This is a genomic window from Streptomyces goshikiensis, from assembly GCF_014650555.1.
Classification (GTDB): Bacteria; Actinomycetota; Actinomycetes; order Streptomycetales; family Streptomycetaceae; genus Streptomyces; species Streptomyces goshikiensis.
On sequence record NZ_BMVE01000001.1, the window covers coordinates 1,018,960 to 1,045,629 of the forward strand.

Consider the following 26,670-nt stretch of genomic DNA (forward strand, 5'->3'; position numbering starts at 1 on the left):
CCAACGACAGGTGAGTGTACGTGGTCCGGGCCCTGACGTCGAACAGAAGCCGCCGGAAGATCGTCGGCGGCCTCCGGAGCGCGCGTGAGATCGCCATGCGGACCCATCGCGTCCGCTCACTGAAACGGTGTGCGGGGCTTCAAGGACGTCTGGGACGATTGGCCGCATGACCTCTGCCACGCCTTCCTCCGAGCGCCGCGTCTCCGCCCGTATCGGCGCCATTTCCGAGTCCGCCACCCTCGCCATCGACGCCAAGGCCAAGGCGCTCAAGGCCGCCGGGCGCCCGGTGATCGGCTTCGCCGCGGGCGAGCCCGACTTCCCGACCCCGGACTACATCGTCGAGGCCGCGATCGAGGCCTGCCGCAACCCGAAGTTCCACCGCTACACGCCGGCCGGCGGTCTCCCCGAGCTCAAGACCGCGATCGCCGCGAAGACGCTGCGCGACTCCGGCTACGAGGTCGACGCGTCGCAGATCCTGGTCACCAACGGCGGCAAGCAGGCGATCTACGAGGCGTTCGCGGCCATCCTCGACCCGGGCGACGAGGTCATCGTCCCGGCGCCGTACTGGACCACGTACCCGGAGTCGATCCGTCTCGCGGGCGGTGTCCCGGTCGAGGTCGTCGCCGACGAGACCACCGGCTACCGCGTCTCCGTGGAGCAGCTGGAGGCCGCGCGGACCGAGCGGACGAAGGTCGTGCTGTTCGTCTCCCCGTCCAACCCGACGGGCGCCGTCTACCCGGAGGCCGACGCGGAGGCCATCGGCCGCTGGGCCGCCGAGCACGGCCTGTGGGTGCTGACCGACGAGATCTACGAGCACCTGGTCTACGGCGACGCGAAGTTCGTCTCGCTGCCGGCGATCGTCCCCGAGCTGCGCGACAAGTGCATCGTCGTCAACGGCGTCGCCAAGACGTACGCCATGACGGGCTGGCGGGTGGGCTGGGTCATCGGCCCGAAGGACGTCATCAAGGCCGCGACCAACCTGCAGTCGCACGCCACCTCCAACGTCTCCAACGTGGCCCAGGTCGCGGCGCTGGCCGCCGTCTCCGGGAACCTGGACGCGGTCGCCGAGATGCGCACCGCCTTCGACCGGCGCCGCCAGACGATGGTGCGGATGCTGAACGAGATCGAGGGCGTCTTCTGCCCGACCCCGGAGGGCGCGTTCTACGCGTACCCGTCGGTCAAGGAGCTCCTGGGCAAGGAGATCCGCGGCAAGCGCCCGCAGAGCAGCATCGAGCTCGCGGCCCTGATCCTGGACGAGACCGAGGTCGCGGTCGTCCCGGGCGAGGCCTTCGGCACCCCGGGCTACCTGCGCCTCTCGTACGCCCTGGGCGACGAGGACCTGGTGGAGGGCGTGTCCCGCATCCAGAAGCTGCTGGCGGAGGCCAAGGCCTAGAGCGGCGCGCGGAACCGTTCCCGGAGCGGCGGCACCCCACGGGGGTACCGCCGCTCCGGCGTTTGCGGCTCCCGCGGGCCCCCGCGACCCTCGGATTCGCGTTCGGGCAATGTTCCGTTCAGGTAATGCGCTGCCAATCGGGTGACATATGCGGCAGGATCACCGGATGGAGCACGTACGCGATCTCACGCTTCTGCCGAAGGCCCACCTCCACCTGCACTTCACCGGGTCGATGCGTCCATCGACCCTGCTGGAGCTGGCCGACAAGTACGGGGTGCGCCTCCCCGACGCGCTGACCGCCGGCGAGCCGCCCAAGCTCCGCGCCACGGACGAGCGCGGCTGGTTCCGCTTCCAGCGGCTCTACGACGCCGCCCGCTCGTGTCTGCGCGAGCCGGACGACATCCGTCGTCTGGTGCGCGAGGCCGCGGAGGAGGACGTCCGGGACGGCAGCGGCTGGCTGGAGATCCAGGTGGATCCCACCTCCTACGCCCCGCTGCTCGGCGGCATGATCCCGGCCGTCGAGATCATCCTGGACGCCGTCGACGCCGCCTCGCGCGAGACCGGGCTCGGGATGCGCGTCCTGATCGCCGCGAACCGGATGAAGCACCCCCTGGACGCCCGCACCCTGGCCCGTCTCGCCGTCCGCTACGCCGACCGCGGCATCGTCGGCTTCGGCCTCTCCAACGACGAGCGCCGCGGCATGGCCCGTGACTTCGACCGGGCCTTCGCCATCGCCCGCGAGGGCGGCCTGCTCGCCGCTCCGCACGGCGGTGAGCTGACCGGTCCCGCCTCCGTCCGCGACTGCCTCGACGATCTGCACGCCGCCCGCATCGGGCACGGCGTGCGGGCCGCGGAGGATCCCCGGCTGCTGGGGCGGCTCGCCGACCGGCAGATCACCTGCGAGGTCTGCCCCGCCTCGAACGTCGCGCTCGGCGTGTACGAGCGGCCCGAGGACGTCCCGCTGCGGACCCTCTTCGAGGCCGGGGTGCCGATGGCGCTGGGCGCCGACGACCCGTTGCTGTTCGGGTCCCGGCTGGCCGCGCAGTACGAGATCGCGCGCCGGTACCACGCCTTCACGGACGCGGAGCTCGCCGAGCTGGCGCGGCAGTCCGTACGCGGTTCGGCCGCGCCCGAGGACGTACAGGCGAAGCTGCTGGCCGGGATCGACCACTGGCTGGCGACGTAGCCGTCAGCGGGTGAGCCGCAGGTCGCCCTCCCAGCAGTCGGCGCGCACGCGGTCGCCGTCGGCGAAGCCGATCTCCAGGTGGGTGCGCCCGGTCTGCGGGGCCGCGAACTCGGCGACGGTCGCCACGGTGTGGCCGAGGTGGCGCAGGAAGGGGTGGTATCCGAGGTCCTCGCCGACCTCGATGCGGCCCCACTCCCCCATGTCGTACGGCTCGTGCGGGGTGGCGGACTCCACGATGAGGCACCGGTCCGACCCGGTGGTGATCCGGGTGGAATCGCCCTCGCTGTCGATCAGCCAGACGTCGAGCGGTGCCTCGGAGCGTTCGCCTTCGTAGACGTGCCACGACGCGACGATGCCGCTGATCGCGCGTCCCACCAGGCGGGTGGGGTCCGTTCCGGCACCGTGCAGGGGGCATTGCATGGCGCGCCCGGGCTCCTTCAGATGCTGACGCCGACCGTCACCGGCTCGTTGACCAGGGTGACGCCGAAGGCCGCGTGGACGCCCGCGACGACCTCGCGCGCCAGGGCGAGGAGGTCCTCGGTGGTGGCCTGGCCCCGGTTGGTCAGGGCGAGGGTGTGCTTGGTGGAGATGCGCGCGGGGCCGGTGCCGTAGCCCTTGGTGAATCCGGCCTTGTCGATCAGCCAGGCCGCGCTGGTCTTCGTACGCCCGTCACCGGCCGGGTAGGCGGGCGGGGCGGTGTCGGGGCCGAGGCGGTCCTGGACGCGGGCGAGGAAGGCGGCGTACGCCTCGTCGCCGAGGACCGGGTTGTGGAAGAAGGAGCCGGCGGACCAGGTGTCGTGGTCGGCGGGGTCCAGCACCATGCCCTTGCCGGCGCGCAGCCGCAGCACGGTGGCGCTGGCGGTGGCGGCGGGCACCCGGTCGCCGGCCTCGACGCCGAGGGCGCGGGCGGTCTCGGGGTACTTGATCGGCGCGGACAGCCCGCCGGCGTCCTCCAGGGCGAAGCGCACGCGGAGCACGACGTACCGGTCGGGCTGGTCCTTGAAGGTGCTGTTGCGGTACGAGAACGCGCACTCGGCGGCGGTCAGCGTGACCGTCTCGCGGCGGGTGCGGTCGTAGGCGACGACCTCGGTGATGGTGTCGCAGACCTCCTGGCCGTACGCCCCGACGTTCTGGATCGGGGTGGCGCCGGCGGAGCCGGGGATGCCGGCGAGGCATTCGATGCCTGCGAGGCCCGCTTCGACCGTACGGGCGACGGCCGCGCTCCAGTTCTCCCCGGCGGCGAGCTCCAGGGTGGTGCCGGTCAGGGTGAAGCCGGTGGTCGCGATGCGCAGGGCGGTGCCGTCGAAGCCCTGGTCGCCGATGACCAGGTTGCTGCCGCCGCCGATGACGAGGAGCGGGGTCCCGCTGTCGTCGGCCGCGCGGACGGCGTCGATCACGTCGGCGTCGGTGACCGCGGTGACCAGGCGGGCTGCGGGACCACCGAGGCGGAAGGTGGTCAGCGGGGCGAGGGGGGCGTCGTGGAGTTCCTGCACGTGCACAAGAGTACGGTCCGTGCCCCTCGCATCCCTGCGGGGCCACGGACCGTACTCGCCCGGCGCGCTCGGCTCGGGGCGGATGGTCAGTGCGCCGGTGCCTTGTCGAGGGCGACGAGCTCCTCGCGGGCCGCCGCGCCGGCGGCGGCGGGGCGGCGGCTCTGTTCCTTCGCCTTGGAGGGGAGCAGCAGGGCGAAGAGGGAGGCGGCGGCGACGGCTCCCGCGCCGATCCACAGGGCGGGGACGGTGCCGTCGGTGAAGGCCTGCGGGCTCTCGTAGCCGCCCTGGGCGGAGAAGACGGAGGCGAGGACGGCGATGCCGAGCGCGCCGCCGACCTCACGCAGGGCGCTGTTGGTGCCGGAGGCCTTGCCCTGGTCGGCGGGGGCCACGGTGGCCATCAGGGCGTAGGAGGCGGGGGCGAAGTACAGGCCCATGCCGATGCCGCTGAGGATCAGGGCGGGGAGCTGGGCGGCGTACGACATGTCGGCGGACAGGGTCGCGGCGTACCAGGCGAGCCCGGTGGCCTGGAAGGCGAGACCTGCGGAGATGACGGGTCGGCTGCCGATCCGGTCGGCGAGGATGCCCGCGATCGGGGAGACGATCATCGGCATGCCGGTCCAGGGCAGCATGCGCAGTCCGGCCTCGGCGGGCGAGTAGCCGGAGACGCCCTGGAAGTACTGGCTGAGCAGGAAGATCGAGCCGAACATGCCGACGAACATCAGCAGGCTGGCGAAGTTGATCCCGAAGAAGCCGCGGTCGCGGAAGAGGCGCATGGGGAGCATGGGGTTGGCGCTGCGGAAGCCGTGGCGGATGAACCAGCCGACGAGCGCGGCGCCGCCGATCAGGCCGGTGAGGACGGGGGCGCTGGTCCAGCCGTGGGCGTTGGCGTTGACCAGGCCGTAGACGATGCCGAAGAGGCCGCCGCTGATGAGCAGGGTGCCCGGGACGTCGAGGCGGGACTGCGGGGCCGAGGACTCTGCGAGGCGGAGACGGGCGAGCGGGATCAGGGCGAGGCCGATGGGGACGTTGAGCCAGAAGATCCACTGCCAGGACATGTGCTCGGTGAGGCTGCCGCCGATGAGGGGGCCGCTGGCGACGGCGAGGCCGGTGACGGCTCCGAAGATGCCGAGGGCCATGCCGCGGCGGGCGGCCGGGACGGCGGCGGTGAGCAGGGTGAGGGTGAGCGGCATCATGATCGCGGCGCCGACGCCCTGGACGGCGCGGGCGGCGATCAGTTCGTCGATGCCGGGCGAGAGGGCCGCGGCGGCGGAGGCTCCGGTGAAGACGGTGAGGCCGGCGATGAAGAGCCGGCGGCGTCCGAAGCGGTCACCGAGGGCGGCGCCGAACATGAGGAGGACGGCGAAGGTGAGGGTGTAGGCGTTCACCGTCCATTCGAGGTCCTCCAGCTTCCCGCCGAGGTCCTCGCGGATGGCGGGGAGGGCGGTGGTGACGACGAGGTTGTCGAGGGCCGCCATGAACCCGGCGGTGGCGGTGATGAGGAGCGCCCAGGCGGCGGGCCCCCGCAGCCGGGCGCCGTCGGTGCCGGCGCCGGAGGCGGTGGCGGTGTGCGTGGTCACGATTTCCCCCTGGAAGTCTTTGTTAGTGATTGCTGACTAACTTTCGAGCCCATACGAATGGGCGGGCGGCGCCGGCCGGACGACCGGGGCCGGGGGTGGGGCCGAGGAGCCCCCGGCCTCACTCCTCCGCCCCCTCTTCCCCCTGGGCGCGGACGGGCTTGGCGGCGGGATAGCAGCCCTCCCAGACCCGGTGCCCGGGCGGGAAGCCGAGGGCGGAGAGGGTGTTGATGAGCATTCCGTGCGCCATGAAGCTCGTAGCCGCTTCCACGTCTCCCCCGAGGGGCATGCGGACGGTGTCCCACAGCCCCTCCCACCCGGCCCGCACCAGCCGGCCGAACTCCAGCTCCCCGGCGGCCTCGGCGGCGGCGACGGTCACGTTGACCTGGAGCTGCATCTGGAGCTTGTCGGGCTGCTCGGCGATCAGCTTCATGTACGCGTCCCCCATGGCCCCGAGCGCCTCGTCGCCGCTGCGGCCCTCGGCGGCCTCCTCGAAGACGAGCCGGATGTCCTCCATGCACCGCGTGGTGGCGGCCAGGAAGATGGCCTGCTTGTTCGGGAAGAGCCGGAAGAGATACGGCTGCGAGACCCCGACGCGCTTGGCGATCGCCTCGGTGGAGGTCCCGTAATAGCCGCGACGGGCGAACTCGTGCATCGCCGCGCGAATGACGCTTTCGCGCCGCTCCTCTGCGCTCATCCTTGCCATGGTTCGAAGTTAGTGCTCAATCACTAACTTCGTCAACTGGGGGCGGGGTTGGCGTGGGGCCGGGGTGGAGGCGCGGGCGCGGTGGGGGGAGCGGGATTGGGGAGGCGCGGGATGGGGAGGCGCGGGCGGGGCGGGGGGGATGGGAGCCGGGGTGGGGGTGCGCACTGGTTTCATCGGCCGCCGCCGGGCCGGTGGTGGGCTGAGCTACAAGCGTGACCTGCAAGAAGAGGGCCGCCGGGGGCTGAGGCCGGCCGTCACCCGCCGGCCTGTGCGTGGTGGCTGCCCATACCAACCCCTGGTGCCCACACCCGCCCCCAGCGCGCGGAGAGCCGCCTGGCGCCCGGAATATCCCCCGGCGCGGCGGAGAGCCGTCTGGCGCCCGGGCGGTCCCCCGGCGCGCGTAGAGCCGTCTGACGCCCGGAAGATCCCCCGGCGCGCGGAGAGCCGTCTGGCGCCTGGAAGGTCCCCCAGCGTGCGGAAATCCGCCGGGCCCCGGACGATCCACTGATGCCCAGACGGCCCGCCGAGGCCTGGACGGTCCCCTTAATGCCCACACGCCGCCCCGGGGCCGCACGACCCGCCAGGGCCCGCACGACCCGCTGGGGCCCAGAGGGCCCGGCGGGCCCTCTGGGCTCCGACGGGACGCCGATGCCCAGACGGCCCCTTACGCCCGGACGGCCCCTGGCGCACGGACGGCCTCCTGCGAGCGGACGACCCGATGGGGCAACGGGTGATGGCGACGGTGTGCGGTGGGTTCGTCGGGGTCTGGCCGACCCACCGGGGGCCCGGAGGGTCCCTCGGTGCGCGGAGGGAGAGGCAGCACCCGGCCCACCGGGGCCCGGAGGTGGTCCCTCGGTGCGCGGAGGGGCCGTCGACCCCCGGCCCCCCGGTGGGCCGGGTGCCTGGAGGTGATCCCTCACAGAGGGCCCCACCGACCGGTACGACCACGAGGACCACCAACTGGTGCGACCAGGGCGCGCTCCGGCCCGCGCGCGGACCTCCGGCTTCAACCGGACCACGACAGGGGCGTCTGATCGCTCGCGGGATCGCACCGGCGGGTAACGGCCGGCGCCAGCCCCGGGCGGCCCTCTTCTTGCAGGTCACGCTTGTAGCTCAGCCCACCACACACCTGATGGCCGCCCACACACCGCCACCAAGGCCGGACCCTCTCCGCAACCCGGCCGGGCCGGACGACGGCCCGCCCCGAGCCAGCCCGGCCCCGGCCCGTCCCGGCCTCGCACAACCGGCCCCGCACCGGGCCCGACCCGGTCCCGGGACCTCAGCGCAACGAACCCACCCGAAGCCACCCGGGCACCGCTCCGGCACCGGCCGGGCACCAGCCCAGCACCACCCCGGGCTCCGGTGCACCCCCGGCCGAGCACCGGCCCTGCACCACCCCGGGCACCGGTGGCACCCCCGGCCGGGCACCAGCCCAGCACCACCCCGGGCACCGCTCCAACACCGGCCAGGCACCAGCCCAGCACCACCCCGGGCACCGCTCCGACACCGGCCAGGCGCCGGCCCAGCACCCCGGGCGCCCCCAGGCACCCCCCGGCACCGCCTCGGCTCCGACCTCAGCCCAGCTGTACGACCGCGCGGGACATGCCCAGGACCTTCTGGTCCGCGCTCATCGCCGTCAGGTCCACGCGGACGCGGTTGTCGTCCAGCTTCACGGCCACCTTCGCCGAGACCTCGATCACCGCGCCGCGCTCGTCGTTGGGGACCGCGACCGGCTTGGTGAACCGCACGCCGTACTCGACCACCGCACCCGGGTCGCCGACCCAGTCGGTGACGACGCGGATCGCCTCGGCCATCGTGAACATGCCGTGCGCGATCACGTCCGGCAGTCCGACCTCCTTGGCGAACTTCTCGTTCCAGTGGATCGGGTTGAAGTCGCCCGAGGCCCCCGCGTACCGCACGAGCGTGGCGCGCGTCACGGGGAAGGACCCCGACGGCAGTTCGGTGCCGACCTCGACGTCGGCGTACTGGATCTGCGCGGTCATCTCAGGCCTCCTCGGGGGCGCGGGACACGAGCTTCGTCCACGCCGTCACCACGTGCTCGCCGGTCTCGTCGTGGACCTCGCCGCGGATGTCGATGATGTCGTTGCCCGCCATCGACTTCACGGCCTCGATCGTGGAGGTCACCGAGAGGCGGTCGCCGGCGCGCACCGGGCGGGTGTACGCGAACTTCTGGTCGCCGTGCACGACCCGGCTGTAGTCCAGACCCAGTTGCGGGTCCTCGATGACCTGGCTCGCCGCCGTGAATGTGATGGCAAACACAAAGGTCGGGGGGGCGATCACGTCCATGTGCCCGAACGCCTTGGCCGCATCGGGGTCGGTGTAGACGGGATTGGCGTCACCCACCGCCACCGCGAATTCACGGATCTTCTCCCTGCCGACCTCGTACGGATCGGTGGGCGGGTAGCTCCGCCCCACGAAGGACTGGTCGAGAGCCATGGCTCACTACCTCCTGATTGAAGGGACTCGAAAACAACCGGAACAACAAAGACGGCTGCGGAAACGACACAAGGCCGCCCCCAATGAAGGGGACGACCTCATGACGGTGCCTGTATTCGAGACTTCGCTGGGGTCAGCGGGTCTCGCGGTGCGCGGTGTGCGAGTTGCAGCGCGGGCAGTGCTTCTTCATCTCCATGCGGTCCGGGTTGTTACGCCGGTTCTTCTTGGTGATGTAGTTCCGCTCCTTGCACTCCACGCAGGCCAGCGTGATCTTCGGGCGGACGTCGGTGGCAGCCACGTGAGTGCTCCTTGACGGACAATTGGGACGGATGAACGCATACAAGAGTAGCCGACCGGGAGACCGACCCCGCAATCGGCTACTGTGTGTAGCGGCGACCGGACTTGAACCGGTGACACAGCGATTATGAGCCGCTTGCTCTACCGACTGAGCTACGCCGCTTTGATGTGATCAGCTCCCCACCCGAGGGCAGGGAACCTCTCTCACCAGAGCCCCAATGCGGAATCGAACCGCAGACCTTCTCCTTACCATGGAGACGCTCTACCGACTGAGCTATTGGGGCGAGCGAGGAAGACATTACACGGTTGCGCGCCCATCGCCCAAATCCTTTGGGGGGACCGGGCTCCGAGGGGGTCCGGCCGGCTTTTCCGATCAAGGACGAGAGGGCTCCCGAGCCGATTTCGGCCCCTTTTGTGACCGGGCTCACCACCGGCCCTCCCCGTCTCCGGTTCCGCATCCGCCCCGAGCGCCACGCGCCGCGCTCGCCCCACCCCCGACCCACCCCTCCGGCCCACCCGCCCGAACCGGCGCCTCCGCCCGGGCGCCGGGGTGTGCACCACACCGGTACGACTATTGCGCTCCTCCGTGAAGCGGGCACCCCGGCCCCCTAGGCTCTGACCACGCTGCGTGATCTTGGGCCGCGGGCCACGGGCCACAACCCCGCCCAGGAACCGCCCGAGCCACCGCAGGAGCGCGATGTCCGACAGCCAGCCGCAGCAGCCGTCCCACTCCCCGCGCAGCGGCCGCGGCGGCGAGGGCTGCGGCGGGAACGCGGCCGCAGCCGAGTCCACCGGCCTGCTGCTCGCCGGGGCCCGCCTCACCGACGGCCGCACCGTCGACGTCCGGCTCGGCGGCGGCCGGATCCAGGCCGTCGGCACCGCGGGCAGCCTCGCCGCCCCCGGCCTCTCCCGCGTGGACCTCGGCGGCTATCTGCTGCTCCCCGCCCCCGCCGAGCCGCACGCCCACGGGGACACCGCGCTGACCGCCGACGGCGAGGGCCCGGTCTCCTACACGCCCGACGAGGTCCAGCGCCGCGCCACCGAGGCCGCCCTGCTCCAGCTCGGCCACGGCGCGACGGCCGTACGGTCCCACGTCCGGATCGGCGACGTGCACGGCCTCGGCCCCATGGAGGCCGTGCTCCAGGCCCGCCGTTCGCTGCGCGGCCTCGCCGACCTCACCGCCGTCGCCGTGCCCCGCCTCCTCACCGGCGTGGCCGGGGCCGACGGGCTCGCCCGGCTGCGCGACGCCGTGAAGATGGGCGCCGCCGTGATCGGCGGCTGCCCGGACCTGGACCCCGACCCGACGGGCTTCCTCGAAGCCGTCCTGGAGCTCGCCGCCGAGCACGGCTGCCCCGTGGACCTGCACACGGACGGTGACGATCCCGCCCGCCTGGCGCGGCTCGCGGCGATGTCCGGCGGACTGCGCCCCGGGGTCACCATCGGCCCCTGCGGCGGTCTGTCCCGGCTCCCGCTGGAGGCGGCGCACCGGGCCGCCGACCAGCTGGCCGCCGCCGGAGTACGGGTGACCTGCCTGCCCCAGGGCGACTGCGCGGCCCTGGAGCGCCGGGGCCTGCGGACCGCGCCCGTACGGCTGCTGCGCGCCGCCGGGGTCCGGGTCGCGGCCGGGAGCGGGGCGCTGCGGGACGCCGGGAACCCGGTCGGCCGCGGGGACCCGCTGGAAGCCGCGTACCTGCTGGCCTCCCAGGGCGGGCTGCGCCCCACCGAGGCGTACGCGTCGGTCAGCGCCGCCGCCCGCGAGGCGATGGGGCTGCCGGAGGTGCGGGTGGAGGCCGGTTTCCCGGCGGAGCTGCTCGCCGTGCGCGGGGACCGGATCGCGGGGGTGCTGTCCCTGGCGTACAGCCGGATCGTGATCCACCGGGGGCGGGTGGTAGCCCGTACGAGTGCGGTGCGGGAGTACTGCGACTCCGCCGTCGCGGTGGCCCTGGACCTGCCCCGGCAGGGCCGGATGGAGCCCGGGCCCTGAGCGTCCGCCCGCGGTTCGCGGGCGTGGTCGCCCGGCTCGTCGTACGGTCGGGGCATGCGCATCGTCATCGCGGGTGGACACGGTCAGATCGCGCTGCGGCTGGAGCGGCTGCTCTCCGCACGCGGGTACGAGGTCGCGGGCATCATCCGCGATCCGGCACAGGGCGACGACCTGAGGGAGGCGGGCGCCGAGCCGGTGCTCTGTGACCTGGAGTCGGCTTCGGTGGAGCACGTGGCGGGGATCCTGCAGGGCGCGGACGTGGCGGTGTTCGCGGCCGGCGCCGGCCCGGGCAGTGGGGTGGAGCGCAAGGACACCGTGGACCGGGGCGCGGCGGTGCTGTTCTCCGACGCCGCCGAACGGGCGCGGGTGCGGCGGTTCCTGATGGTCTCTTCGATGGGGGCGGACGCCTGGCACGGGGGCGACGACGTCTTCGACTTCTATCTGCGGGCCAAGGGCGAGGCCGACGACCACGTCCGTACCCGGCTGGGGCTGGAGTGGACGGTGCTGCGCCCCGGCGCCCTGGTGGACGACGCGGGCCGGGGCCTGGTCCGGCTGGAGGCGCGGACGGGGCGCGGGTCGGTCCCGCGCGACGACGTGGCGGCGGTGCTGGCCGAGCTGATCGAGACTCCGGCGACGGCCGGTCTGACGCTGGAGCTGGTCTCCGGTTCGACGCCGGTCGAGGTGGCCGTGAAGGACGTGGCGGGCAACTGACAGGCGCCGGCCGGTCGGCCCCTCCGCCCGCCTGCCCCTCCGCCGGTCCGTCCGCCCGTCAGAACCCGGCGCTGACCTTGTCGTCCGACCGGCCGACCGAGTCCTGCCGGTACCGGCCCTCGTAGGCCCGCCGGATCCGCTCGATGCGTACGCCCCGGCTCTCGGCCTCCTTCTCGGGGTAGAGGAGCACCACCTCGTACGAGGTCTCGTGGACGGTCTTGCCGTCCGGGCCGCGCCACTGGCCGCGGCCGTCCTGGAGGGTGAGCCCCTCGGGGAAGGCGGGGGTGACCTCCCGGTCCAGGAACCGGGTGAACTCCGCTTCTCCGACCGGGGGCAGGCCGCCGGGGCGGGCGGTGCCGAAGTAGAGCCGGGTCTCCTGGTACGGCTCCCCCACACGGCTGTCCAGGGCCGCTCCCACCAGGGCCGGGATCCCGGCGCCGAGCAGGGCGAGGAGTAGCCCGCCGCCGACTTTGCCACCCGCGTCCGAAGTCCATTTCACGCCGGGAGAACGACCGGACGCCCGCATCGGTGCGGCCGGGGCGCCCGATAGGGTCACTCGGAATTCGACCGCAGGGGGTGGTCGTACGAGGTGCCGGGGTGGGGCATGGGCGGCGGGGACGGACGCATCGGCGAGGCGGAGGGCGGCCGGCTGGCTGCCCGGTGGTGGCAGTGGGCACTGTCGGCCCCGGAGGACCGCAGCCCGGTCAGTGACACCACGGGGAGGTACGCCGACTGGCGCCAGCCTCAGGACGTGTGGTTCCTCGCGGGCACGTACGGGGGGCGGGTGGTACGGCGGTGCCCGATCCCCTCGGGTGTGCCGGTGTTCTTCCCGGTCCTCAACACCCAGGCGGTGGCGGTGCCGTTCGCGGGCGGGCCGCCGCGGCTGGAGGTGAAGCGCGCCGAGGCGTATCTGAACGGCTCGCCGCTGGAGCTGAGCGAGTTCTCCTCGAAGCGGTTCGCGGTGCTGGGGGTGCCGCGGCGGGCGTGGGGGCTGTGGTGCGGGCTCGGCCCGTTGCCGGCGGGGCAGTTCGTCCTGGAGATCAGGGCCGCGGCGGCGGACGGGTTCTGGGTCGATACGACGTACCACCTGACGGTGGAGTAGCCGGGGCGGCTCACGGGCTTTCCAGCCGCCGGCGCCACCACGGATCGCCGGGCGCCGCGTACGGATCGCTGAGCGTGCGCGCGAGGAACCGGGCGTCGAGCGGCGCGAGTACGGCGTGGAGCTCGCGCCGGGCCCGGCGCGGCAGCGCGGCGAGGAGCTCCTCCAGCACCTGGCGGTGCTCGCCGCCCCACGGCGGGTCGCAGCACGGGTAGTCGCTGGAGAACCTCGGGTACATCACCCACGTGCCGCGGCTGTGGACGATTTCCCGCCAGTGGCTCAGCGCGTGCCAGGCGGCGCCGGGCGCGTAGCGGTGGCGTTCGAGGCGGGCGATCGCGGCGAGGGTCTTGCCGGAGATGCCGGGGATGACGGCGCGGCTGTCCCGGCGGGAGGGCGCGCGCGGCAGGTCCAGTCTGACCTGCGAGGGTGCCTTACGCGGCACGGGCCTTTCGGATGCTGATCACGCGCCCAGCATGCCGCACCGCCCCGCCCGGGCCCACGGGTTTTCGGCCGCCTCGGCGGTGGGGAGGGCGTGTACGAGAAGACCCCCGCCACTGCGTTTCCGCAGTAACGGGGGTCTCACTCGCGTGGCGGCGCCAGGGTTCGAACCTGGGTAGGCTGAGCCGGCAGATTTACAGACTCCTCCCGTCGCTCAGCCACCACAGGCGCTGACCTGCGGATGAAGCACTCACCCGGAACCTTCTCAGGTAGACCGTCCGCACGTCGTCCTGATCTTGTGAAGAATGATCCCCTGCGACGCGATGGCAGTAGGGGGCATCGGTGGGAGATTCACGGGACGCGATCATTGATCGACTCGACGCAGGTCAAGGGGTGACAGCGGTCTCGATGGGCTGGCTTCGGGAGCACTATGACTCGGATTGGGGCCGGCTGAGCACAGCGCGGGCTGCCGAGATCAGCGCGTGGCTCACTCGACGCGACATCCGACACCTGCCTAGCCCCTTGCCCTCGCGTGAAACCGCCGAAGTCATGCTCTACAAGCCTGACTCGCGCATCGGTGTGTACATCAACGCGGCGCGGCTTGAGGGCCCGTTCACGAACCGCCCCGCAGGGGCCGTGGACATCTTGAGTGCCCTCGCAGACCGCCTGTAGTGGCCCTCGGATGAGGAGCAGCATCTACTTCTGGCCGATCTACACGGGCCAGACGTTGCCGATGGACTCCTGGCGCGGCCGCATGTGGCTGGACACCTGGGTCTAGCAGCCAAAACGACGGGCCCGGCACCTCCTGGTGCCGGGCCCGTCGTGGTTGTTACCGGTGGTCGCTGGCCGTCCTGGGCCGCCTCCCGACGGCCCACAGACGGCCCCGCTCCGGCACATGCAGCGTTGTCGACCGAAGCGAGCAGGTGGGGACCGGCCGAGAAGACCTGAACGAATCCCACCAGCAGTCGGGCCGTCGGGTTTGACGGTTACTGGCGGTCAGCCCGCCGCTTGACCGCGGGCGGCAGGGCCGGTCCGCGGTTGAAGTGCTGTACCGCCATCAAGAAAGGGGCGACGAAGAGGGACGCTTCGGTGGGGGTCTGCCCCCCGAAGAGCACGAGTGTGACACCCGCGCTCAGCACGCTGACGAACATCGTGGCCCACACGAGCAGGGCTACGCGCCCCTCCATGCTTTCGGACATACTGAACTTGCTCCTGTCTGCAAGGGCTGTGAGCACGGGCCACCCGCATCGTTACCAGGCGCCGCGGGTGGCCTGCTCGCTACTTCGACACCAATCTGTGGTGTCCGCGGTTCACGCCGCGTCCGTGGCTACGTAGCCGTCCCCTTCCGGCCATACGACGGTGACCTGTACATGAGCACACAGGTCGAGCAGGTCTGGCTCTGGGCGCGAGGGCACCAAAAGAGCAAGCTTGGGTTGCGGCAGGAAGCGCGCGTAGTCGAGGAGCTGTCCGATGGCCATGCGTACGGCAACGCGCGCTACGGAGCCCTTGGCCTCGTAAAGGCAGTTCGTCGTGGCGTCGTACAGGTCGGTGAACAGCCACTTCGCGACCTCGCTCGGAGCGATCCGCTGGCGCGTGATCTCGTGCCCCTGCAGTCGGAGATGCTCGGCAAACTCGCGAACTAGCTTGGCCTCGACTCTCTCCGCCTCATGCGGTTCGCGCGCAGGATCGACGAGCGTGCGCTCGGTGTATTGAGCTTCCACGTCGATCGCTTCGATCATCGGGGCTGACGAAGGGGTGTGCGGAAGCTGTGACCTCGGGGGCGGCTCCGTGGCAATCGGCGCGAACCGGAACATGATCACGCTACGGACAGGGCCGCCATTCGTTTCGGGAGCTTCCGTGAGGTACCACGGCCGATCCTTGGCCAGCATGAACTCGCCCACATAGCGGCAGTGCCCGGACGAGACACCCTGGAACAGGCGAAGGGCTCTGCCTTCACGCTCGTGGGTCAGGATCGCCAAGTTGCCCTGCGTCATCTTCTGGTCGCCGCGCTGGCCCTCGCCGGCGTAGTGATAGCAGCCATCCTCACCCCAGCCGTCGAAGTACCCGTGCTTGCGCCCCTCACCGGGGTTGCTGAACGCGAACACGTTCGGGGTCACGCGTGACGGTCCGATTCCGCCCTGCCGCCTGCCTCCGTACTTCGCGTGGAGATCCGCCCGCTTGACGACCTCGCCCACGGCGATGTCCCAGTCCCCTTCGATCGGTGCCCCCACTCTCTCCAGCTCCCATTTAGGTCGAGTCTGATGCCTAAAACTATACCCTAGCGACAGTTGAGACTCGATGCGTTCCTCCTCAACGGATGAGAGCGGCAGGCGAGTTCCCGCCTCGGCATCCTCCGACTGCCCCAGCCCGCTGTGGGTGCGATGGGGCAAGTCCGGGACAACGTCGCCACGACAGCGGGGAAACCTGAAACGATCCGGGAACGGAGTCGACGTAATCGCGAGAGGAGCCGGACGGAGTGGACAGTCCATCCGTGTCAGAAGTGCCTGTAGGTGAGGCGCAAATGGAGCTACGACAGGCCCTCCGCTGGCTCTCCCGGCGTTGCGGCGAACCCTCGCTCCGCGAGATCGCCGAGCAGAGCCACCTGTCGCTCACGACCGTGCAGCGGGTCATGAGCGCTCCGCACGCGCACAGGCGGCAGCGCCTACAGGAGGTCGTTTCGGCGCTGGCGGCCTTCGACGCTGCCGTGCGGATCGAGGAGGAGATCCTCTTCTTCAACCGCTTGTGGGCACTCGCGCGCGCTGAGGCCACGGGCGAGGAGTGCGGCCCCGAGCCCCTCTACGCACAGCAGACCACGGTGAGGACGGGCCCAGCTCCTGAACCGCGGCAGAGCCATCCGACACTGATGCCAGGCCAAGTCTCCATAGATCTGGGCGAGGGTCGCCTCTTCGTCTGGACGAAGAGGCAGGGCTGACCGCAGGAACGCTGCGCGGGGACGGCACCTCGGCACCCCCGCCGGCGTCGCTGGCGACGCGAACGCACCCTTCGCCTCAGCGGCCCGGAACCTCCCCACCCTCACCTCCCTCGCTGAGATGCGATGACCGCGTACGAAAAGCCCAAACACGCGAAGCGGACACCCGACGGCCGGAACCGCCAGGCAGGGCCTGATCCACAATGCAGATCAGGCCCTTCCTGTATCTCGAGGTCGGGGTGGCGGGATTTGAAGCCGCTACCCATTCGCCCCGAAGCATTCCGGGCCAACGGGCGAGCTGCCCCTTCCACGGTGCTGACCTGCGACGGAGTTCCGTGATCACCCGTGGGCGTCCGCCGCCGTACGGCGCATCGTCACGCAGCTAGACACTCAGCTTGCGCGTACTTCCTTCTGCTCCATGGCTCTAGCGACATCGGTCAGCACAGGCCATGGGACGGGGGTGGCATGGAGGTTGCTGCAGCCGCCCGCTGCAACTAGGCCGCGCAGCCGATCAGTTGACGCACAGGAAGTCAGGGAACTAGTGTTCGATCAACGAGGGTTCCAAAAATTCGACCTCAGATGAGGTAGCATTTTTGGAACCTACCCGTGCTGGAGGCTCCGTGGAACCCGTGTGTCACGTTGGTGTTGCGGCTGTACAGCGGCTGCACGAGCTTGGGCTTACGCCTGACGATCTGCACAAGGCAATCGCGGGCGGCTCCGCTGAAGCCCGCCTGTGCACAGAAATGGACGCACCGGGCATGGCGGGATACGCCTTCTGGTCCCGGAGCAACCGCACGTTTCGGGAGCGAATGGCACCCAAGGGCTGGGCCTTCAGTAACGCTCAGTCGATCCTCCGCACCATTCACCCCTCCGGCTCCTTCACGATCACCGCCGTTAGCGGCTCAGGTATGGTTGGCGAAGAGGCTGCGAACTTCTCTGGGGACGTTCGGACGAAGAACCCGAAGGGGCCCGCGGTAGCGAAGCTCGTAGAGCGAAATTATGTACAGCTTCCCCTCTTCCCCGTTGCGCGTCCCGATGTGCGCGACGAGGTAGAAGTAAATGAGCTGCCGACATGGTTCCTCCTTTACAAGTCAAGCAAGGAAGGTCTGAGTTTCGAGTTGTCACTTCCTGTGGAGATGCACGGGAAGCATGTTGATACGTGGCGAGAGCGCATCATCCTGGATGACAACCCGTTCCTCGGAGCCGAGTTCGACATCAAGCGTCTGGATGAAATTCCGGCGATGTCACCTGTTGAAGTCCCGGTCGAATTCAAGGGAGCTCTGTAAATCCCTTTGAGCTCAGGAGAGAGTCATGCTCACTGCTTCGCGATTGGTTCTGGCGCGAAAGAGGAGGCGCATGACTCTTTCCGGCTTGGCCAAGACTTCAGGCATCTCCGTGCGCAGCCTTACGGCCTTCGAGAACGGCCATAAGATTCCGTCGCCAGAGACGCTAGGGACTCTGGCTCTGGCCCTGGATCTTCCAACCTCCTTCTTTGTGGCGGCGGAGGTCGAAGAGCTTGCCCTTGATGCAATCAGCTTCCGGGCGCTTTCCAAGATGAGCGCCCTCGATCGGGACTCTGCGCGGGGAGCCGGCCGCATTGTTGTCGAGATCAACGACTGGATTGAGCAGAGATTCGGACTTCCGGAATCGAACGTCCCTACGCTCCCGCACCTGAAACCAGAGGAAGCGGCCGAACGAGTCCGAGCCCTGTGGGGACTCGGCGAGGCCCCGATTCCCAATATGGTTCACTTGCTGGAATCGCACGGCGTCCGAGTGTTCTCCCTGGCGTCCGATTGTTCGTCTGTCGACGCTTTTTCGTTCCGATGGAAGCGAACCAAGCCTTTCATTGTCTTGAATCTAGAAAAGAGCGGCGAACGCGGTCGGTTCGATGCTGCTCACGAGCTCGGCCACCTCATTATGCATTCGGAGCATCGAATCCCCCACGGCCCTGACGCCGAGCAGGAGGCTCAGCAGTTCGCCTCCGCCTTCCTCATGCCGAGGTCCGGAATCTTGGCCCAGCAGCTTTATGCAGCTGATTCGCGACGGATTTTGAGCGCTAAGCAAAAGTGGCAAGTGGCTGCCGTAGCGCTAGCTTACCGCTTGAAGGATTTGGACCTCCTGTCCGAATGGAATTACAGGACGGCCGTTAAGCAGCTGTCGCAGATGGGATTTCGAAGCGGAGAGCCTGGCGGAATCATTCGAGAGAGTTCCCAGCTACTCGGCAAAGTATTCTCAGCTCTACGATCACAGAAGATTCCCATCTCTGAAATGGCCGATGATCTTAACTTGACGATCGATGAGCTAAATCTGCATGTGTTCGGCCTTGTCCCCACGGTTGTGGACGGCGGAGAGATGACCAGCCCACCAGTCCGACCCGGTCTCAGGCTCGTGGGTCGCTGATCATCCGGTGCTCAGCCACAGTGTGCCCCTGCTGTCCTCCTCATCCCGCCTGCCGTCGGCTCACGCGGAATGATGGCGGGGCAGTCGTCTGGGTCCCTGTCGACTATGGCGCTGGAGCGGCTGCCAGCCTGCTCGTGAAGCCCTTGTCGCACAGGCGCTGATACGCGGCGAGCACCGGGGCCGGCACCTGCATTTGAAGCATGAACCCCTGATCCGGGTAGAGCTGGAGCCGCTGGAGGGCGCCAACAAGCATGTCGATGACGAGCTTAGGATCGCCGATGGAATCGACGTATTCCGTGAACGTCATCGGGGTGGATGCACTGATGACCTCCACCTCCGGCCAGAGCTTCCGCGCAGTGGCGTACGCGCGCCGCTCTTCGTACGGCTTGCTGATCAGCAGTACGGATTCGATGGGGCGGCCGGCGTCCTCCAGCAGGGCCCGGGTGAGCCGGATGTTCTCCCCGGTGTTGCGGGCGTTGGGCTCCACGAGGACGTCCTCAGGCGGGACGCCCAGCTCCAACGCCCGCTCGCGGTAGTGCACCGCCTCCCCGCGCGGCATCCGCGCGCGGGTCGTCGGGCTGGTGGCGCCCGTGAACACGATCAGGGGCGCCATGCCGCGCCGGTACAGGTCGACCGTCGTGTCGGCCACGCCGAGGTCGTGGCTGCCGAGGCCGACCGCGACTGAGCAGGGGCGCGGCTCGTGGTGCATCTGGTGGAACTCCCAGATGAGTTCCGCGTCCGCCCGCACCTGCTCAGAGATCACTTCTGTTCGCCACCCTCGGCCGAGTCCGGGACTTTGAACTCATACTCCCAGGCGAAGCGCGACGCGGCGTGTACCCCTATGGCGAACTCAACGACCGTTCCGTCTGCGGTGTACGTCGTGCGGTGTAGCTCCACTACGGGCTCGCCCGTCGGCAGCTTGAGCAGCTTGACCTCGTCGGCTGTGGGGACGCGCGCGAAGATGCGCTCCTTCATGTGGTCGATTTCGTACCCGGCGTCGTAGAGGACCCGGAAGCCTCCACCGCGGCCTGCCGGCCCCGGGGTGGGGTCCACGATGCGCGTGCCCTCGACGTGCTCGGGGCGGTAGTAGCTGGTGAGGGTATGCGTTGGCTGCTCACCCTCCTTCACGAGGCGAGCGCGCGCGTACACCTGGGCGCCTGCGGGTAGCCCGTGCGCCTCAGCCGCAGGAGCGGGTGCGTCGATGAGGCTGACGGACTGGGTCTGCTCGCCGCGCCGGTAGGTACGGCCGGAGGCGACGCGGTCCGCGATGAACGCGACCTCGTCCCCGTCGCGCCACTTCGCCTTGTCGTAGCGGCTGATTCCGATGCGTTTCAGCGGCGTCTGCGCGCGAACCATCGTCCCCACACCGCGCGACGACGTGACGAGTCCCTCGGCCTCCAGGGCCTTGTAGGCAGCGTTGACGGTTGCCTTGGAGCCTTCTCCGGCCTCGACCAGGTCCCGAATCTGCGGCAGCAGTTGGCCAGGGGTGTAGTCGCCGTTCTTGATCTGTTCGGCCAGCCTGTCGGCCAGCTCTCGCCACTTCGGTGCCACCAGGCACTCCTCTCGACAGAGTCAGTTTCCCACAGTCCTAGGACATTGACAGTCCTAGGACTGAAGTGTCATGGTCTTCCTGGGCGCAGCCAGTCCTAGGACAGGAGGCGCTCTTGGGGGGCCTACTTGGCCTGCCCGAACGATCCACAAGGGGCCCGGGACAGATCGGGCCGAGGGCGCCCGGGTCCTTGTCATTCACCGGAGGGCTTAGACCGAAAGGTCACGTCTCCATACGCCTACGCCAGGTCCCAGACCTGAAGGAGACATGCGTACTGCTCAACCTTCCGTGTCGCCCTCGGCGCGGGCCGGTTGCCTCCTCCGCCCGTCTCGTACGGACGGGGTTGAGGGGAGCCGGAGTTCTTTCCTGCTTCACCCCAACGCAGTGCAGCCCCGGCGCTGGAACGCCGGGGCTGCTGTTGGGTCCCGTTCCTCTACCGAAGGAGCAAGACCCGTGAAGTCCATCGCCGCACTTCAGAACCGCGTTACCCCGTGGTCCGACGGCCTGGAGCCGACGGACAGGGAGCTGAACGCGATCGAGCAAGAGCTGCCGCTCATCCTGGCGGAACGCGATCTGCTGGACGCGCAGATCATGACGCTGGACCGGATGCCCACCGAGGTGGACGAGCAGCGGCTGCGGCGGGCCCGCCGGCAGGTGCTCGCGGCTCGGACCGCGCTGGAGAACCGGGCTGCCCACCTTCCGTCCTCGGGTGGCGCGGCATGAACCGCAAGGCGAAAGCCGCGCTCGTCCTGGCCCTGGTCGTCGTGGTCGCCATGGCCTTCCGGGTCTCGTGGAACGCGCTGCGGGACGTAGCCAAGGCCATCGGCGCGGACGGGACAGCGGCAACGCTCTACCCGTTCGTGGTCGACGGCCTGATGGCCCTGGCCCTGGTCGCCGCGCTCACACTGACCGGCGACGCCCGCCGGTTCGCCCTGCGGGTACTGGCCGCGTACACGCTCGCGTCACTGGTCCTGAACTACGTTCACGGACTCCTGCCCGAACTGCACGCCGAGTCGATCGGCTGGAGTCGACTGGCCGATGGGAACCTGACGAACTGGGCCCTCGTCCTGCTCGCGACGTCGCTTCCAGTCGGGTCGATCTACTTCGGCTCCGACCTCGTGGCCAAGGTCCTCCACCACCGTCCGACAGTCGACCCGATCGAACCCGAATCAACGCAGATCGATGCAAATCGGTCGAGTGGTGAGCTGGGTGAACCTGTGGTCGAAGAGACCGTCGAGCCGCCCGTCTCGGTGCCCGCACTGGGGCCGGTGCCGGCCGATCTGATCGACGTGGTGGAGGCGCGGGTACCGATTGCCGCGGCCGAGGTGACCCGTCCTCGTCGAGCCACCGGTCGAGTGCCCGTGGCCGCCCGATCGGCCCGCCCGGTCCGCACCCCGGAGGAACTTCTTTCCGAGGCTCGGAGCATCACCGAGGCGTGGCCGATCGAGGATCTGACCGGCGAGGCGATCCGCAAGGCCCTGCGCACGTCCCCGGCCAAGGCCCGGGTCCTGCGCGAGACGTTGAAGGCCGAGCGAACCGCACACGCCACGGCGCCGGCGGTGGTCTCTTGACCACCGTCGACGCACCCCAGGTGAAGGCGTTCAGTTTCGGGGGTGGCTGGCAGTCCATGGCCGCCATGGTCCTCGCCGCGACCGGTGAGATCGACTACCGGACGTTCCTGATGGCCAACGTCGGAGGCGACTCCGAGAACCCAGCCACCATGGCCTACCTCGACCGCTACGCCCGCCCCTACGCCGCCGAACACGGCCTGGAGCTGGTTCTCCTGGACCGGGTCATGGTCCGCTCCAAGGAGACCCGCACCCTCTACGGGGAGCTCACCAGGCCGGGCTCGAAGTCCTTGAAGATCCCGGTGCGCATGAGCAACGGGGCCCCCGGCACCCGCTCCTGCACCGCCGACTACAAAATCAAGACCATCGGCCGCGAGCTGAAGCGCCGCGGCGCCACCAAGGACCTGCCGGCCACGGTCGGGATCGGCATCAGCCTCGATGAGATCGGCCGGGCCAACAAGCGCCGCTGCGAGCCATACGAGCAGATCGAGTACCCACTGCTGGAACGCGGGATCCGCCGCATCGACTGCGCCCGCATCATCCGCTCCGCCGGCCTACCCGTCCCGCCCAAGTCCTCGTGCTGGTTCTGCCCGTTCCACCGGCCCGAGGCCTGGCACGACATGCGCCGGGAGCAGCCCGAACTCTTCGAGAAGGCCTGTCAGCTCGAAGACCTCCTCAACCAGCGTCGCGACAACCTCGGCAAGGACCACGTCTACCTGACCCGGTTCGGCCGGCCCTTGCGGGCCGCGATCCCCGACGGCGTCGACACCCTGCCCTTCGACGACACCGACCCCGGATGTGACTCCGGCTGGTGCATGACCTGACCGCCCGAAAGGGGCTTCCGTGTTCGCTGAGATCGCGTTCCTGCTCTACGTCGGTCACCTGCTGGCCGACTACCCGTTCCAGACCGACCACCAGGCCGCCCACAAGGCCGGATGCGGTCGCACGGGCTGGACCGCCAACGTCGCCCACGCCACCACCCACGTCCTGACCTGCGGACTCCTCCTCACGATCGGGTCCGTCGCTCTGGGCTGGGACCTGCCGCTCTGGGCGGCCGTTCTGGCCGTGTTGTGGATCGGCGTCAGTCACGGGTTCATCGACCGCCGGTGGCCCGTCGCGGCGTGGATGCGGATCGCCCGCCAGAGCGGCTGGGCCGCCCACGGCGGCGCCGCGCACGTTGACCAGACCGCGCACGTCCTGGCCCTGACCCTCGCCGCGCTCGCCCTCTCCGTCTGACCTCGAAGGGATCCATCATGCCCAGCTACTTCACCGGCCCCATCCGCTACCGCTCCGAGGGCGGCGCGATCGTGACCGTCGAGAACCTCTACGCCGAGTGCGCCGGTTGCGGCGCCGAGAACTACAGCGACTACAGCAACCGTCGCAAGTGGGCCGAGAAGCACGCCGAGAAGTGCCGCGCCCTTCCCCGCCGCTGACACACCGATCCGAGAGGAGTCACCTCGGATGAACCACCTGCCCGAACCCGTCCACGTCGTCCGGCTCCCGGACGGCACCCACGCCTACACCGACCAGCTCCCCGCCACCTATGCCGGGCCGCAGGTCGTGCACCAGCACATCCACCAGGCCCCGCCCGACCGCACTGTTCAGCGGCTCGCGCTTGGCTCCGGGGTCGGCGCCGGAGCGGTCGCCGCCGGCGTCTACTTCGGGCCGCTCCTGATCTCCGCCCTGACCGCCATCGCGGCCAACTTCGCGTTCCTGGCGTTCTTGGCGCTGATGCTCGGCTGGGGTGTCCACACCGTCGTGAAGTCGATCGGTAGCCCGGACGGTGCGGCGGCCGCGAAGAACGTGCGTAAGGCCCGCCGCAAGCGCGGCTGACCCCTGCCGTCGACCTCCTCAAGGAGTGCTCGCATGCTCACGACCATCAGTCGCTACCTGCTCATCGTCGCCGTAGGCCTCGGCCTGGGAATGGCGCTGCTGTGGATGTCCCGGACCTGGGGCCAGCAGATCGGCTGGACCGCGTTCCTTGCCGTTGAAACCGCGCTCGTCATCCGGATCCTGCTCCCGCGCCGTCGCTGACAGCTGCCCGATCCACCCACCCCCTGGTGGGTGGTGAGGGGAGCCGGACAGACCGGCCCGGAGAAGGAGCCGACCGTGAGTTACCACGTCGAGATCCGCCGCAGCGGCCACAACGTCTACTGGGACTACATCTGCACCACCTGCAAGCGCACCGTGCGTACCTCTGCCTCCCAGGTGGCCGCCAGGACCATCAAGCACGTGTGCCCGCGCCGCCCCCGCTGACCTCTGACAGTTGCCCGATCCACCCGCCCACGCGGCGGGTGGTGAGGGGAGCCGGACAGACCGGCCCCGGAGGGAGCCCAGTGATGGCGAAGGACCCGAAGTTCACCACCGGCGAGATCGCGAAGATGGCGTGGCTGACCGCCCGCATGGCCAAGCGCGGGATCGCCAGCGAGACCGTCTACCAGGGCGACCTGGAGAAGAAGTTCACCAAGATCGTGGACGGTGCCCGTGAGCGCGAGGAGCGCGAGGCCCTGGACGCGGTGGCGGCCGAGAAGGCCGCCCGCAAGGCCCGCGCCAAGAACGCCAAGCCGTAGCTGTGCCCCGGGGCGGCCGCCTCTCTCGCCAAAGAACGCCGGCCGCCCCGGGCCCTACCCACCCGCTTGTCAGCGAGAGCAGGAGTTTCCAGCATGACTGACAACGTCGTCCCCCTGTTCAAAAACCCCCAGAGTCCCCCCGACACGGCCCCCGCGGCTTCCCCGCCGGCCCCCAGCGCGCCTGCGGAGCGGGTGCGCGTGTGGCGACGGACCGTCCGGGAACTTCGGGCGGTCGTGGCTCACGAGCGGACCCGCACGGCGGTCCGGCTGGTGGCCCGGCACGGCATGTATGTCATCGGTGGCACCCGCGTCATGGCCAAGCGGACGTGGGACGGGCGGACCGGATCCCGCTACGAGCGGATGCTCCGCGCCGCCGAAGCGGCCGGGAACTGGGAGGAAGCCAAGGAGTGGGAGGACCGCCTCACCCGCTTCCGCGCGGCCCGCCATCACCGCCGCATGGATCTCCTCAAGGCCCCCCTCGACCTCGCCAAGAGCGCCGCCGTCGGCACCGGGCTCACGGTCGGGAGTCTGCTGGCGTTGGGGATCGTGCTGGCCATCGCTAACAAGGACATCACCGACGTGATCGCCCCGATCGCGGCAGTGATCGACGCGATCGGCTGGATCGTCTACATCGCCTCCGTCGTGTGGGGACCGGCCGTCATCCTCGGGCCGTGGCTGGGCTTACTGGCTCTGTGGGGAGTCGGACGCCACCAGCAGACCGCACCCCAGTGGACGCTCCCCGCTCAGCAGCGCGACGACGCCGGCGCCCCGATCACCCCCTCGATCGTCGTCACCGCCCTGCGCGACCTCGGTATCGCCCCGCTCCGCAAGGCCATCAAGGAGATGGGCGACGTCGGCGCGGCCATGCTCGGCCCGATCCGCATCGCCGGATGCGGCGTGGAAGTCGACGTCACCTTGCCTTCCGGCGTCTCGACCGCCGAGGTTCAGGGTCGGCGCCGCAAGCTCGCCGAAAACCTCGCCCGCCATGAGCACGAGGTGTTCATCACCATCCCGACCGCCGCCCGCACCGTGCGGCTGTGGATCGCCGATTCCGGCGCGCTGGATGAGCCGATCGGGCCGTCCCCGCTGGTCACCGACGCGACGATGACCGCGAACTACAAGACCGGCAAGGCCCCGTGGGGCCAGGACCTGCGCGGCGACGCCGCGACGCTGAGCGTGTTCCAGCGCATGCTGCTGATCACGGGTCTGTCCAACCAGGGCAAGACCGCCGCCCTGCGCGCGCTGGCCCTGTGGCTGGCCCTCGACCGCACCGTCGAGTTCCGCATCGCCGACCTCAAGGGCGTTGGCGACTGGGACATGTTCGATGGTGGCCTCGCCACCACCCTCATCCAAGGCCCGACCGACGACCACGTCATCAAGGCGACCGAAATGGTCGAAGGCCTCGTCGCGGAGATGGAACGCCGGATCCAGGCCCCGCCCGGCACCGTCTTCACCCCGCTCATCGGGATCGTCGACGAAGCGCAGGTCGCGTTCATGTGCCCGGCCATCGACGACAAGAAGCGGCCCTACGGCGGATCCAAAGCGACATCGCGGTACTTCATGGCGGTCCGGAAGATCCACAACCAGGGCCGGGCCGTGGACGTGCTGCTGTGGGAGGGCACGCAGGACCCCACCGATCAGAACCTCCCCAAGCTCGTTCGGGAGGGTGCCCACACCCGCATCTCCCTCGTGCTCGGCACCGAGTCCCAGGCCCGCATGGCCCTGGGCGACAAGGCCGTCGACGGCGGCGCCGCCCCGCACCTGCTGCGGCAGGGCCTCGACAAGGGCACCGTCGTGGTCGCCTCCGACGGCATCACCATCCCCGCCGGCCAGGCCTCCATCACGGTCCGCACGCACTACATCGACACAGACCAGGCCGCCGAGGTCGCCCAGCGAGCCAAGGCCCTGCGCGCCGGCATCACCACCACCTCTGCCGCCGAGCCGCAGGAGCAGCGCGACCCGCTCGCCGACATCCTCACCGTCCTCGGCACCGACGCGCGCGTGCTCACCCAGGACGTCCTCAAGCGGCTGACCGCGCTGAACGAGAAGGCCTACGGCGGCTGGTCTTTCATCGACCTCAAGCGTGTCCTGGACGGCACCGGCGCCGAGCCGTACAAGTCCGACGGCCGCATGGTCATCGGCCGCGACCGCGTCGCCCGCGCCCTCACCAACCGCCCGGATGCCGGTTCCGCTTCCGCCGCCGAGTAGAGGGAGCCGAGCCCCGAACGGTCAGGGAGGCAGGGAGAACTCCCTGACCGCCTCCCTGACCCGCATCCCTCACCCTGACCTGCGGAAATGTTCTGCCAGGGAGGCAGG

General features: G+C 70.0%; 31 protein-coding genes and 2 tRNA genes. 18 read left to right on the plus strand and 15 right to left on the minus strand.

Going from position 1 to position 26,670, the window contains the following annotated elements; all coding sequences use genetic code 11:
- Window positions 1-166 precede the first annotated feature (166 nt).
- Together IE248_RS04690 and IE248_RS04695 are read left to right on the plus strand one after the other, a co-directional pair.
- On the plus strand, window positions 167-1,393 hold the full coding sequence (locus tag IE248_RS04690) for a pyridoxal phosphate-dependent aminotransferase (protein WP_073794646.1): 1,227 nt from the start codon (window positions 167-169) through the stop codon (window positions 1,391-1,393).
- A 166-nt stretch (window positions 1,394-1,559) separates the two neighbouring features.
- Complete coding sequence (locus tag IE248_RS04695; RefSeq protein WP_008739744.1) at window positions 1,560-2,579, plus strand: adenosine deaminase; 1,020 nt, start codon at window positions 1,560-1,562, stop codon at window positions 2,577-2,579.
- Between the two features lie 3 nt (window positions 2,580-2,582).
- On the opposite strand, the gene IE248_RS04700 is transcribed toward IE248_RS04695, so the two are convergent.
- From IE248_RS04700 to IE248_RS04740, 9 genes are all read right to left on the minus strand, one after another.
- Window positions 2,583-2,999: a hypothetical protein gene (locus IE248_RS04700; RefSeq protein WP_100581855.1), complete on the minus strand. Its 417-nt coding sequence runs from the start codon at window positions 2,997-2,999 to the stop codon at window positions 2,583-2,585.
- A gap of 17 nt (window positions 3,000-3,016) precedes the next feature.
- Window positions 3,017-4,078: a UDP-N-acetylmuramate dehydrogenase gene (locus IE248_RS04705; RefSeq protein WP_267896581.1), complete on the minus strand. Its 1,062-nt coding sequence runs from the start codon at window positions 4,076-4,078 to the stop codon at window positions 3,017-3,019.
- 80 nt (window positions 4,079-4,158) lie between these two features.
- Window positions 4,159-5,649: an MFS transporter gene (locus tag IE248_RS04710; RefSeq protein WP_373301464.1), complete on the minus strand. Its 1,491-nt coding sequence runs from the start codon at window positions 5,647-5,649 to the stop codon at window positions 4,159-4,161.
- A 118-nt stretch (window positions 5,650-5,767) separates the two neighbouring features.
- Window positions 5,768-6,352, minus strand: a complete 585-nt coding sequence (locus IE248_RS04715) for a TetR/AcrR family transcriptional regulator (protein ID WP_100581854.1) — start codon at window positions 6,350-6,352, stop codon at window positions 5,768-5,770.
- 1,574 nt (window positions 6,353-7,926) lie between these two features.
- Entirely contained in the window at window positions 7,927-8,355 is a 429-nt protein-coding gene (locus IE248_RS04720; RefSeq protein WP_190029988.1) for a MaoC family dehydratase, read from the minus strand.
- A gap of 1 nt (window position 8,356) precedes the next feature.
- The gene (locus tag IE248_RS04725) at window positions 8,357-8,809 is read right to left on the minus strand and encodes a MaoC family dehydratase N-terminal domain-containing protein (protein ID WP_073794641.1); all 453 of its coding nucleotides are present in this window, start codon (window positions 8,807-8,809) and stop codon (window positions 8,357-8,359) included.
- 133 nt (window positions 8,810-8,942) lie between these two features.
- Window positions 8,943-9,107, minus strand: coding sequence for a 50S ribosomal protein L33 (rpmG, locus tag IE248_RS04730; RefSeq protein WP_007265873.1), 165 nt, complete (start codon window positions 9,105-9,107; stop codon window positions 8,943-8,945).
- 89 nt (window positions 9,108-9,196) lie between these two features.
- Window positions 9,197-9,269 (minus strand) — tRNA-Met (locus tag IE248_RS04735).
- Between the two features lie 48 nt (window positions 9,270-9,317).
- Window positions 9,318-9,390: transfer RNA gene (locus IE248_RS04740), tRNA-Thr, on the minus strand.
- Window positions 9,391-9,803: 413 nt separating this feature from the next.
- Between IE248_RS04740 and IE248_RS04745 the strand changes: the two genes are divergently transcribed.
- Both IE248_RS04745 and IE248_RS04750 read left to right on the plus strand, forming a co-directional pair.
- Window positions 9,804-11,090, plus strand: a complete 1,287-nt coding sequence (locus tag IE248_RS04745) for an amidohydrolase family protein (RefSeq protein ID WP_190029989.1) — start codon at window positions 9,804-9,806, stop codon at window positions 11,088-11,090.
- Between the two features lie 54 nt (window positions 11,091-11,144).
- On the plus strand, window positions 11,145-11,801 hold the full coding sequence (locus IE248_RS04750; RefSeq protein ID WP_037798034.1) for an SDR family oxidoreductase: 657 nt from the start codon (window positions 11,145-11,147) through the stop codon (window positions 11,799-11,801).
- Window positions 11,802-11,859: 58 nt separating this feature from the next.
- Here IE248_RS04750 and IE248_RS04755 read toward each other — a convergent pair whose 3' ends face one another.
- On the minus strand, window positions 11,860-12,300 hold the full coding sequence (locus tag IE248_RS04755) for a DUF3574 domain-containing protein (RefSeq protein ID WP_073794638.1): 441 nt from the start codon (window positions 12,298-12,300) through the stop codon (window positions 11,860-11,862).
- Window positions 12,301-12,405: 105 nt separating this feature from the next.
- On the opposite strand from IE248_RS04755, the gene IE248_RS04760 reads away from it, so the two are divergent.
- A complete protein-coding gene (locus IE248_RS04760) occupies window positions 12,406-12,903 on the plus strand; it encodes a hypothetical protein (protein ID WP_073794636.1) in 498 nt (165 codons plus the stop codon).
- A gap of 10 nt (window positions 12,904-12,913) precedes the next feature.
- Here IE248_RS04760 and IE248_RS04765 read toward each other — a convergent pair whose 3' ends face one another.
- From IE248_RS04765 to IE248_RS04775, 3 genes are all read right to left on the minus strand, one after another.
- A complete protein-coding gene (locus IE248_RS04765) occupies window positions 12,914-13,342 on the minus strand; it encodes a hypothetical protein (RefSeq protein ID WP_100581853.1) in 429 nt (142 codons plus the stop codon).
- Between the two features lie 982 nt (window positions 13,343-14,324).
- Window positions 14,325-14,537: a hypothetical protein gene (locus IE248_RS04770; protein WP_190029990.1), complete on the minus strand. Its 213-nt coding sequence runs from the start codon at window positions 14,535-14,537 to the stop codon at window positions 14,325-14,327.
- Window positions 14,538-14,648: 111 nt separating this feature from the next.
- A complete protein-coding gene (locus IE248_RS04775; protein WP_190029991.1) occupies window positions 14,649-15,569 on the minus strand; it encodes an SRA domain-containing endonuclease in 921 nt (306 codons plus the stop codon).
- Window positions 15,570-15,859: 290 nt separating this feature from the next.
- On the opposite strand from IE248_RS04775, the gene IE248_RS04780 reads away from it, so the two are divergent.
- From IE248_RS04780 to IE248_RS04790, 3 genes are all read left to right on the plus strand, one after another.
- Entirely contained in the window at window positions 15,860-16,270 is a 411-nt protein-coding gene (locus IE248_RS04780) for a hypothetical protein (protein ID WP_190029992.1), read from the plus strand.
- A 617-nt stretch (window positions 16,271-16,887) separates the two neighbouring features.
- Window positions 16,888-17,553, plus strand: a complete 666-nt coding sequence (locus IE248_RS04785) for a hypothetical protein (RefSeq protein WP_190029993.1) — start codon at window positions 16,888-16,890, stop codon at window positions 17,551-17,553.
- Between the two features lie 25 nt (window positions 17,554-17,578).
- The gene (locus IE248_RS04790; protein ID WP_190029994.1) at window positions 17,579-18,667 is read left to right on the plus strand and encodes an XRE family transcriptional regulator; all 1,089 of its coding nucleotides are present in this window, start codon (window positions 17,579-17,581) and stop codon (window positions 18,665-18,667) included.
- A gap of 103 nt (window positions 18,668-18,770) precedes the next feature.
- Here IE248_RS04790 and IE248_RS04795 read toward each other — a convergent pair whose 3' ends face one another.
- Together IE248_RS04795 and IE248_RS04800 are read right to left on the minus strand one after the other, a co-directional pair.
- Window positions 18,771-19,430 (minus strand): YdcF family protein, encoded by a 660-nt coding sequence (locus tag IE248_RS04795; RefSeq protein WP_190029995.1) that lies wholly within the window; start codon window positions 19,428-19,430, stop codon window positions 18,771-18,773.
- A complete protein-coding gene (locus IE248_RS04800) occupies window positions 19,427-20,218 on the minus strand; it encodes a GntR family transcriptional regulator (RefSeq protein ID WP_190029996.1) in 792 nt (263 codons plus the stop codon). The genes IE248_RS04795 and IE248_RS04800 overlap by 4 nt, the downstream gene beginning before the upstream one ends.
- A gap of 451 nt (window positions 20,219-20,669) precedes the next feature.
- On the opposite strand from IE248_RS04800, the gene IE248_RS04805 reads away from it, so the two are divergent.
- From IE248_RS04805 to IE248_RS04850, 10 genes are all read left to right on the plus strand, one after another.
- The gene (locus IE248_RS04805; protein WP_190029997.1) at window positions 20,670-20,939 is read left to right on the plus strand and encodes a DUF6284 family protein; all 270 of its coding nucleotides are present in this window, start codon (window positions 20,670-20,672) and stop codon (window positions 20,937-20,939) included.
- A complete protein-coding gene (locus tag IE248_RS04810) occupies window positions 20,936-21,787 on the plus strand; it encodes a DUF2637 domain-containing protein (RefSeq protein WP_190029998.1) in 852 nt (283 codons plus the stop codon). The genes IE248_RS04805 and IE248_RS04810 overlap by 4 nt, the downstream gene beginning before the upstream one ends.
- Window positions 21,784-22,608, plus strand: coding sequence for a phosphoadenosine phosphosulfate reductase (locus tag IE248_RS04815; RefSeq protein WP_229895120.1), 825 nt, complete (start codon window positions 21,784-21,786; stop codon window positions 22,606-22,608). Before IE248_RS04810 ends, IE248_RS04815 begins: the two co-directional genes overlap by 4 nt.
- Window positions 22,609-22,627: 19 nt before the next feature.
- Entirely contained in the window at window positions 22,628-23,020 is a 393-nt protein-coding gene (locus IE248_RS04820) for a DUF3307 domain-containing protein (RefSeq protein WP_190029999.1), read from the plus strand.
- 17 nt (window positions 23,021-23,037) lie between these two features.
- Entirely contained in the window at window positions 23,038-23,217 is a 180-nt protein-coding gene (locus IE248_RS04825; RefSeq protein ID WP_190030000.1) for a hypothetical protein, read from the plus strand.
- Between the two features lie 28 nt (window positions 23,218-23,245).
- Window positions 23,246-23,617 carry a DUF6251 family protein gene (locus IE248_RS04830; protein WP_100582546.1) on the plus strand — a complete coding sequence of 124 codons (372 nt, stop codon included), beginning with the start codon at window positions 23,246-23,248 and terminating at the stop codon, window positions 23,615-23,617.
- A 33-nt stretch (window positions 23,618-23,650) separates the two neighbouring features.
- Window positions 23,651-23,818 carry a hypothetical protein gene (locus tag IE248_RS04835; RefSeq protein WP_190030001.1) on the plus strand — a complete coding sequence of 56 codons (168 nt, stop codon included), beginning with the start codon at window positions 23,651-23,653 and terminating at the stop codon, window positions 23,816-23,818.
- Window positions 23,819-23,893: 75 nt separating this feature from the next.
- Window positions 23,894-24,040, plus strand: a complete 147-nt coding sequence (locus IE248_RS04840; protein ID WP_159032077.1) for a hypothetical protein — start codon at window positions 23,894-23,896, stop codon at window positions 24,038-24,040.
- Window positions 24,041-24,123: 83 nt separating this feature from the next.
- Entirely contained in the window at window positions 24,124-24,354 is a 231-nt protein-coding gene (locus IE248_RS04845) for a DUF6257 family protein (RefSeq protein WP_190030088.1), read from the plus strand.
- A 93-nt stretch (window positions 24,355-24,447) separates the two neighbouring features.
- Window positions 24,448-26,562 (plus strand): ATP-binding protein, encoded by a 2,115-nt coding sequence (locus tag IE248_RS04850; RefSeq protein WP_190030002.1) that lies wholly within the window; start codon window positions 24,448-24,450, stop codon window positions 26,560-26,562.
- The last annotated feature ends 108 nt before the right edge of the window (window positions 26,563-26,670 follow it).

Coding starts and splice junctions, on each gene's coding strand:
- IE248_RS04690 (WP_073794646.1), top strand. CDS start 167: ATGACCTCTGCCACGCCTTCCTCCGAGCGCCGCGTCTCCGCCCGTATC.
- IE248_RS04695 (WP_008739744.1), top strand. CDS start 1,560: ATGGAGCACGTACGCGATCTCACGCTTCTGCCGAAGGCCCACCTCCAC.
- IE248_RS04700 (WP_100581855.1), bottom strand. CDS start 2,999: ATGCAATGCCCCCTGCACGGTGCCGGAACGGACCCCACCCGCCTGGTG.
- IE248_RS04715 (WP_100581854.1), bottom strand. CDS start 6,352: ATGGCAAGGATGAGCGCAGAGGAGCGGCGCGAAAGCGTCATTCGCGCG.
- IE248_RS04720 (WP_190029988.1), bottom strand. CDS start 8,355: ATGACCGCGCAGATCCAGTACGCCGACGTCGAGGTCGGCACCGAACTG.
- IE248_RS04725 (WP_073794641.1), bottom strand. CDS start 8,809: ATGGCTCTCGACCAGTCCTTCGTGGGGCGGAGCTACCCGCCCACCGAT.
- IE248_RS04745 (WP_190029989.1), top strand. CDS start 9,804: ATGTCCGACAGCCAGCCGCAGCAGCCGTCCCACTCCCCGCGCAGCGGC.
- IE248_RS04750 (WP_037798034.1), top strand. CDS start 11,145: ATGCGCATCGTCATCGCGGGTGGACACGGTCAGATCGCGCTGCGGCTG.
- IE248_RS04760 (WP_073794636.1), top strand. CDS start 12,406: ATGGGCGGCGGGGACGGACGCATCGGCGAGGCGGAGGGCGGCCGGCTG.
- IE248_RS04770 (WP_190029990.1), bottom strand. CDS start 14,537: ATGTCCGAAAGCATGGAGGGGCGCGTAGCCCTGCTCGTGTGGGCCACG.
- IE248_RS04780 (WP_190029992.1), top strand. CDS start 15,860: ATGGAGCTACGACAGGCCCTCCGCTGGCTCTCCCGGCGTTGCGGCGAA.
- IE248_RS04790 (WP_190029994.1), top strand. CDS start 17,579: ATGCTCACTGCTTCGCGATTGGTTCTGGCGCGAAAGAGGAGGCGCATG.
- IE248_RS04810 (WP_190029998.1), top strand. CDS start 20,936: ATGAACCGCAAGGCGAAAGCCGCGCTCGTCCTGGCCCTGGTCGTCGTG.
- IE248_RS04825 (WP_190030000.1), top strand. CDS start 23,038: ATGCCCAGCTACTTCACCGGCCCCATCCGCTACCGCTCCGAGGGCGGC.
- IE248_RS04830 (WP_100582546.1), top strand. CDS start 23,246: ATGAACCACCTGCCCGAACCCGTCCACGTCGTCCGGCTCCCGGACGGC.
- IE248_RS04835 (WP_190030001.1), top strand. CDS start 23,651: ATGCTCACGACCATCAGTCGCTACCTGCTCATCGTCGCCGTAGGCCTC.
- IE248_RS04845 (WP_190030088.1), top strand. CDS start 24,124: ATGGCGAAGGACCCGAAGTTCACCACCGGCGAGATCGCGAAGATGGCG.
- IE248_RS04850 (WP_190030002.1), top strand. CDS start 24,448: ATGACTGACAACGTCGTCCCCCTGTTCAAAAACCCCCAGAGTCCCCCC.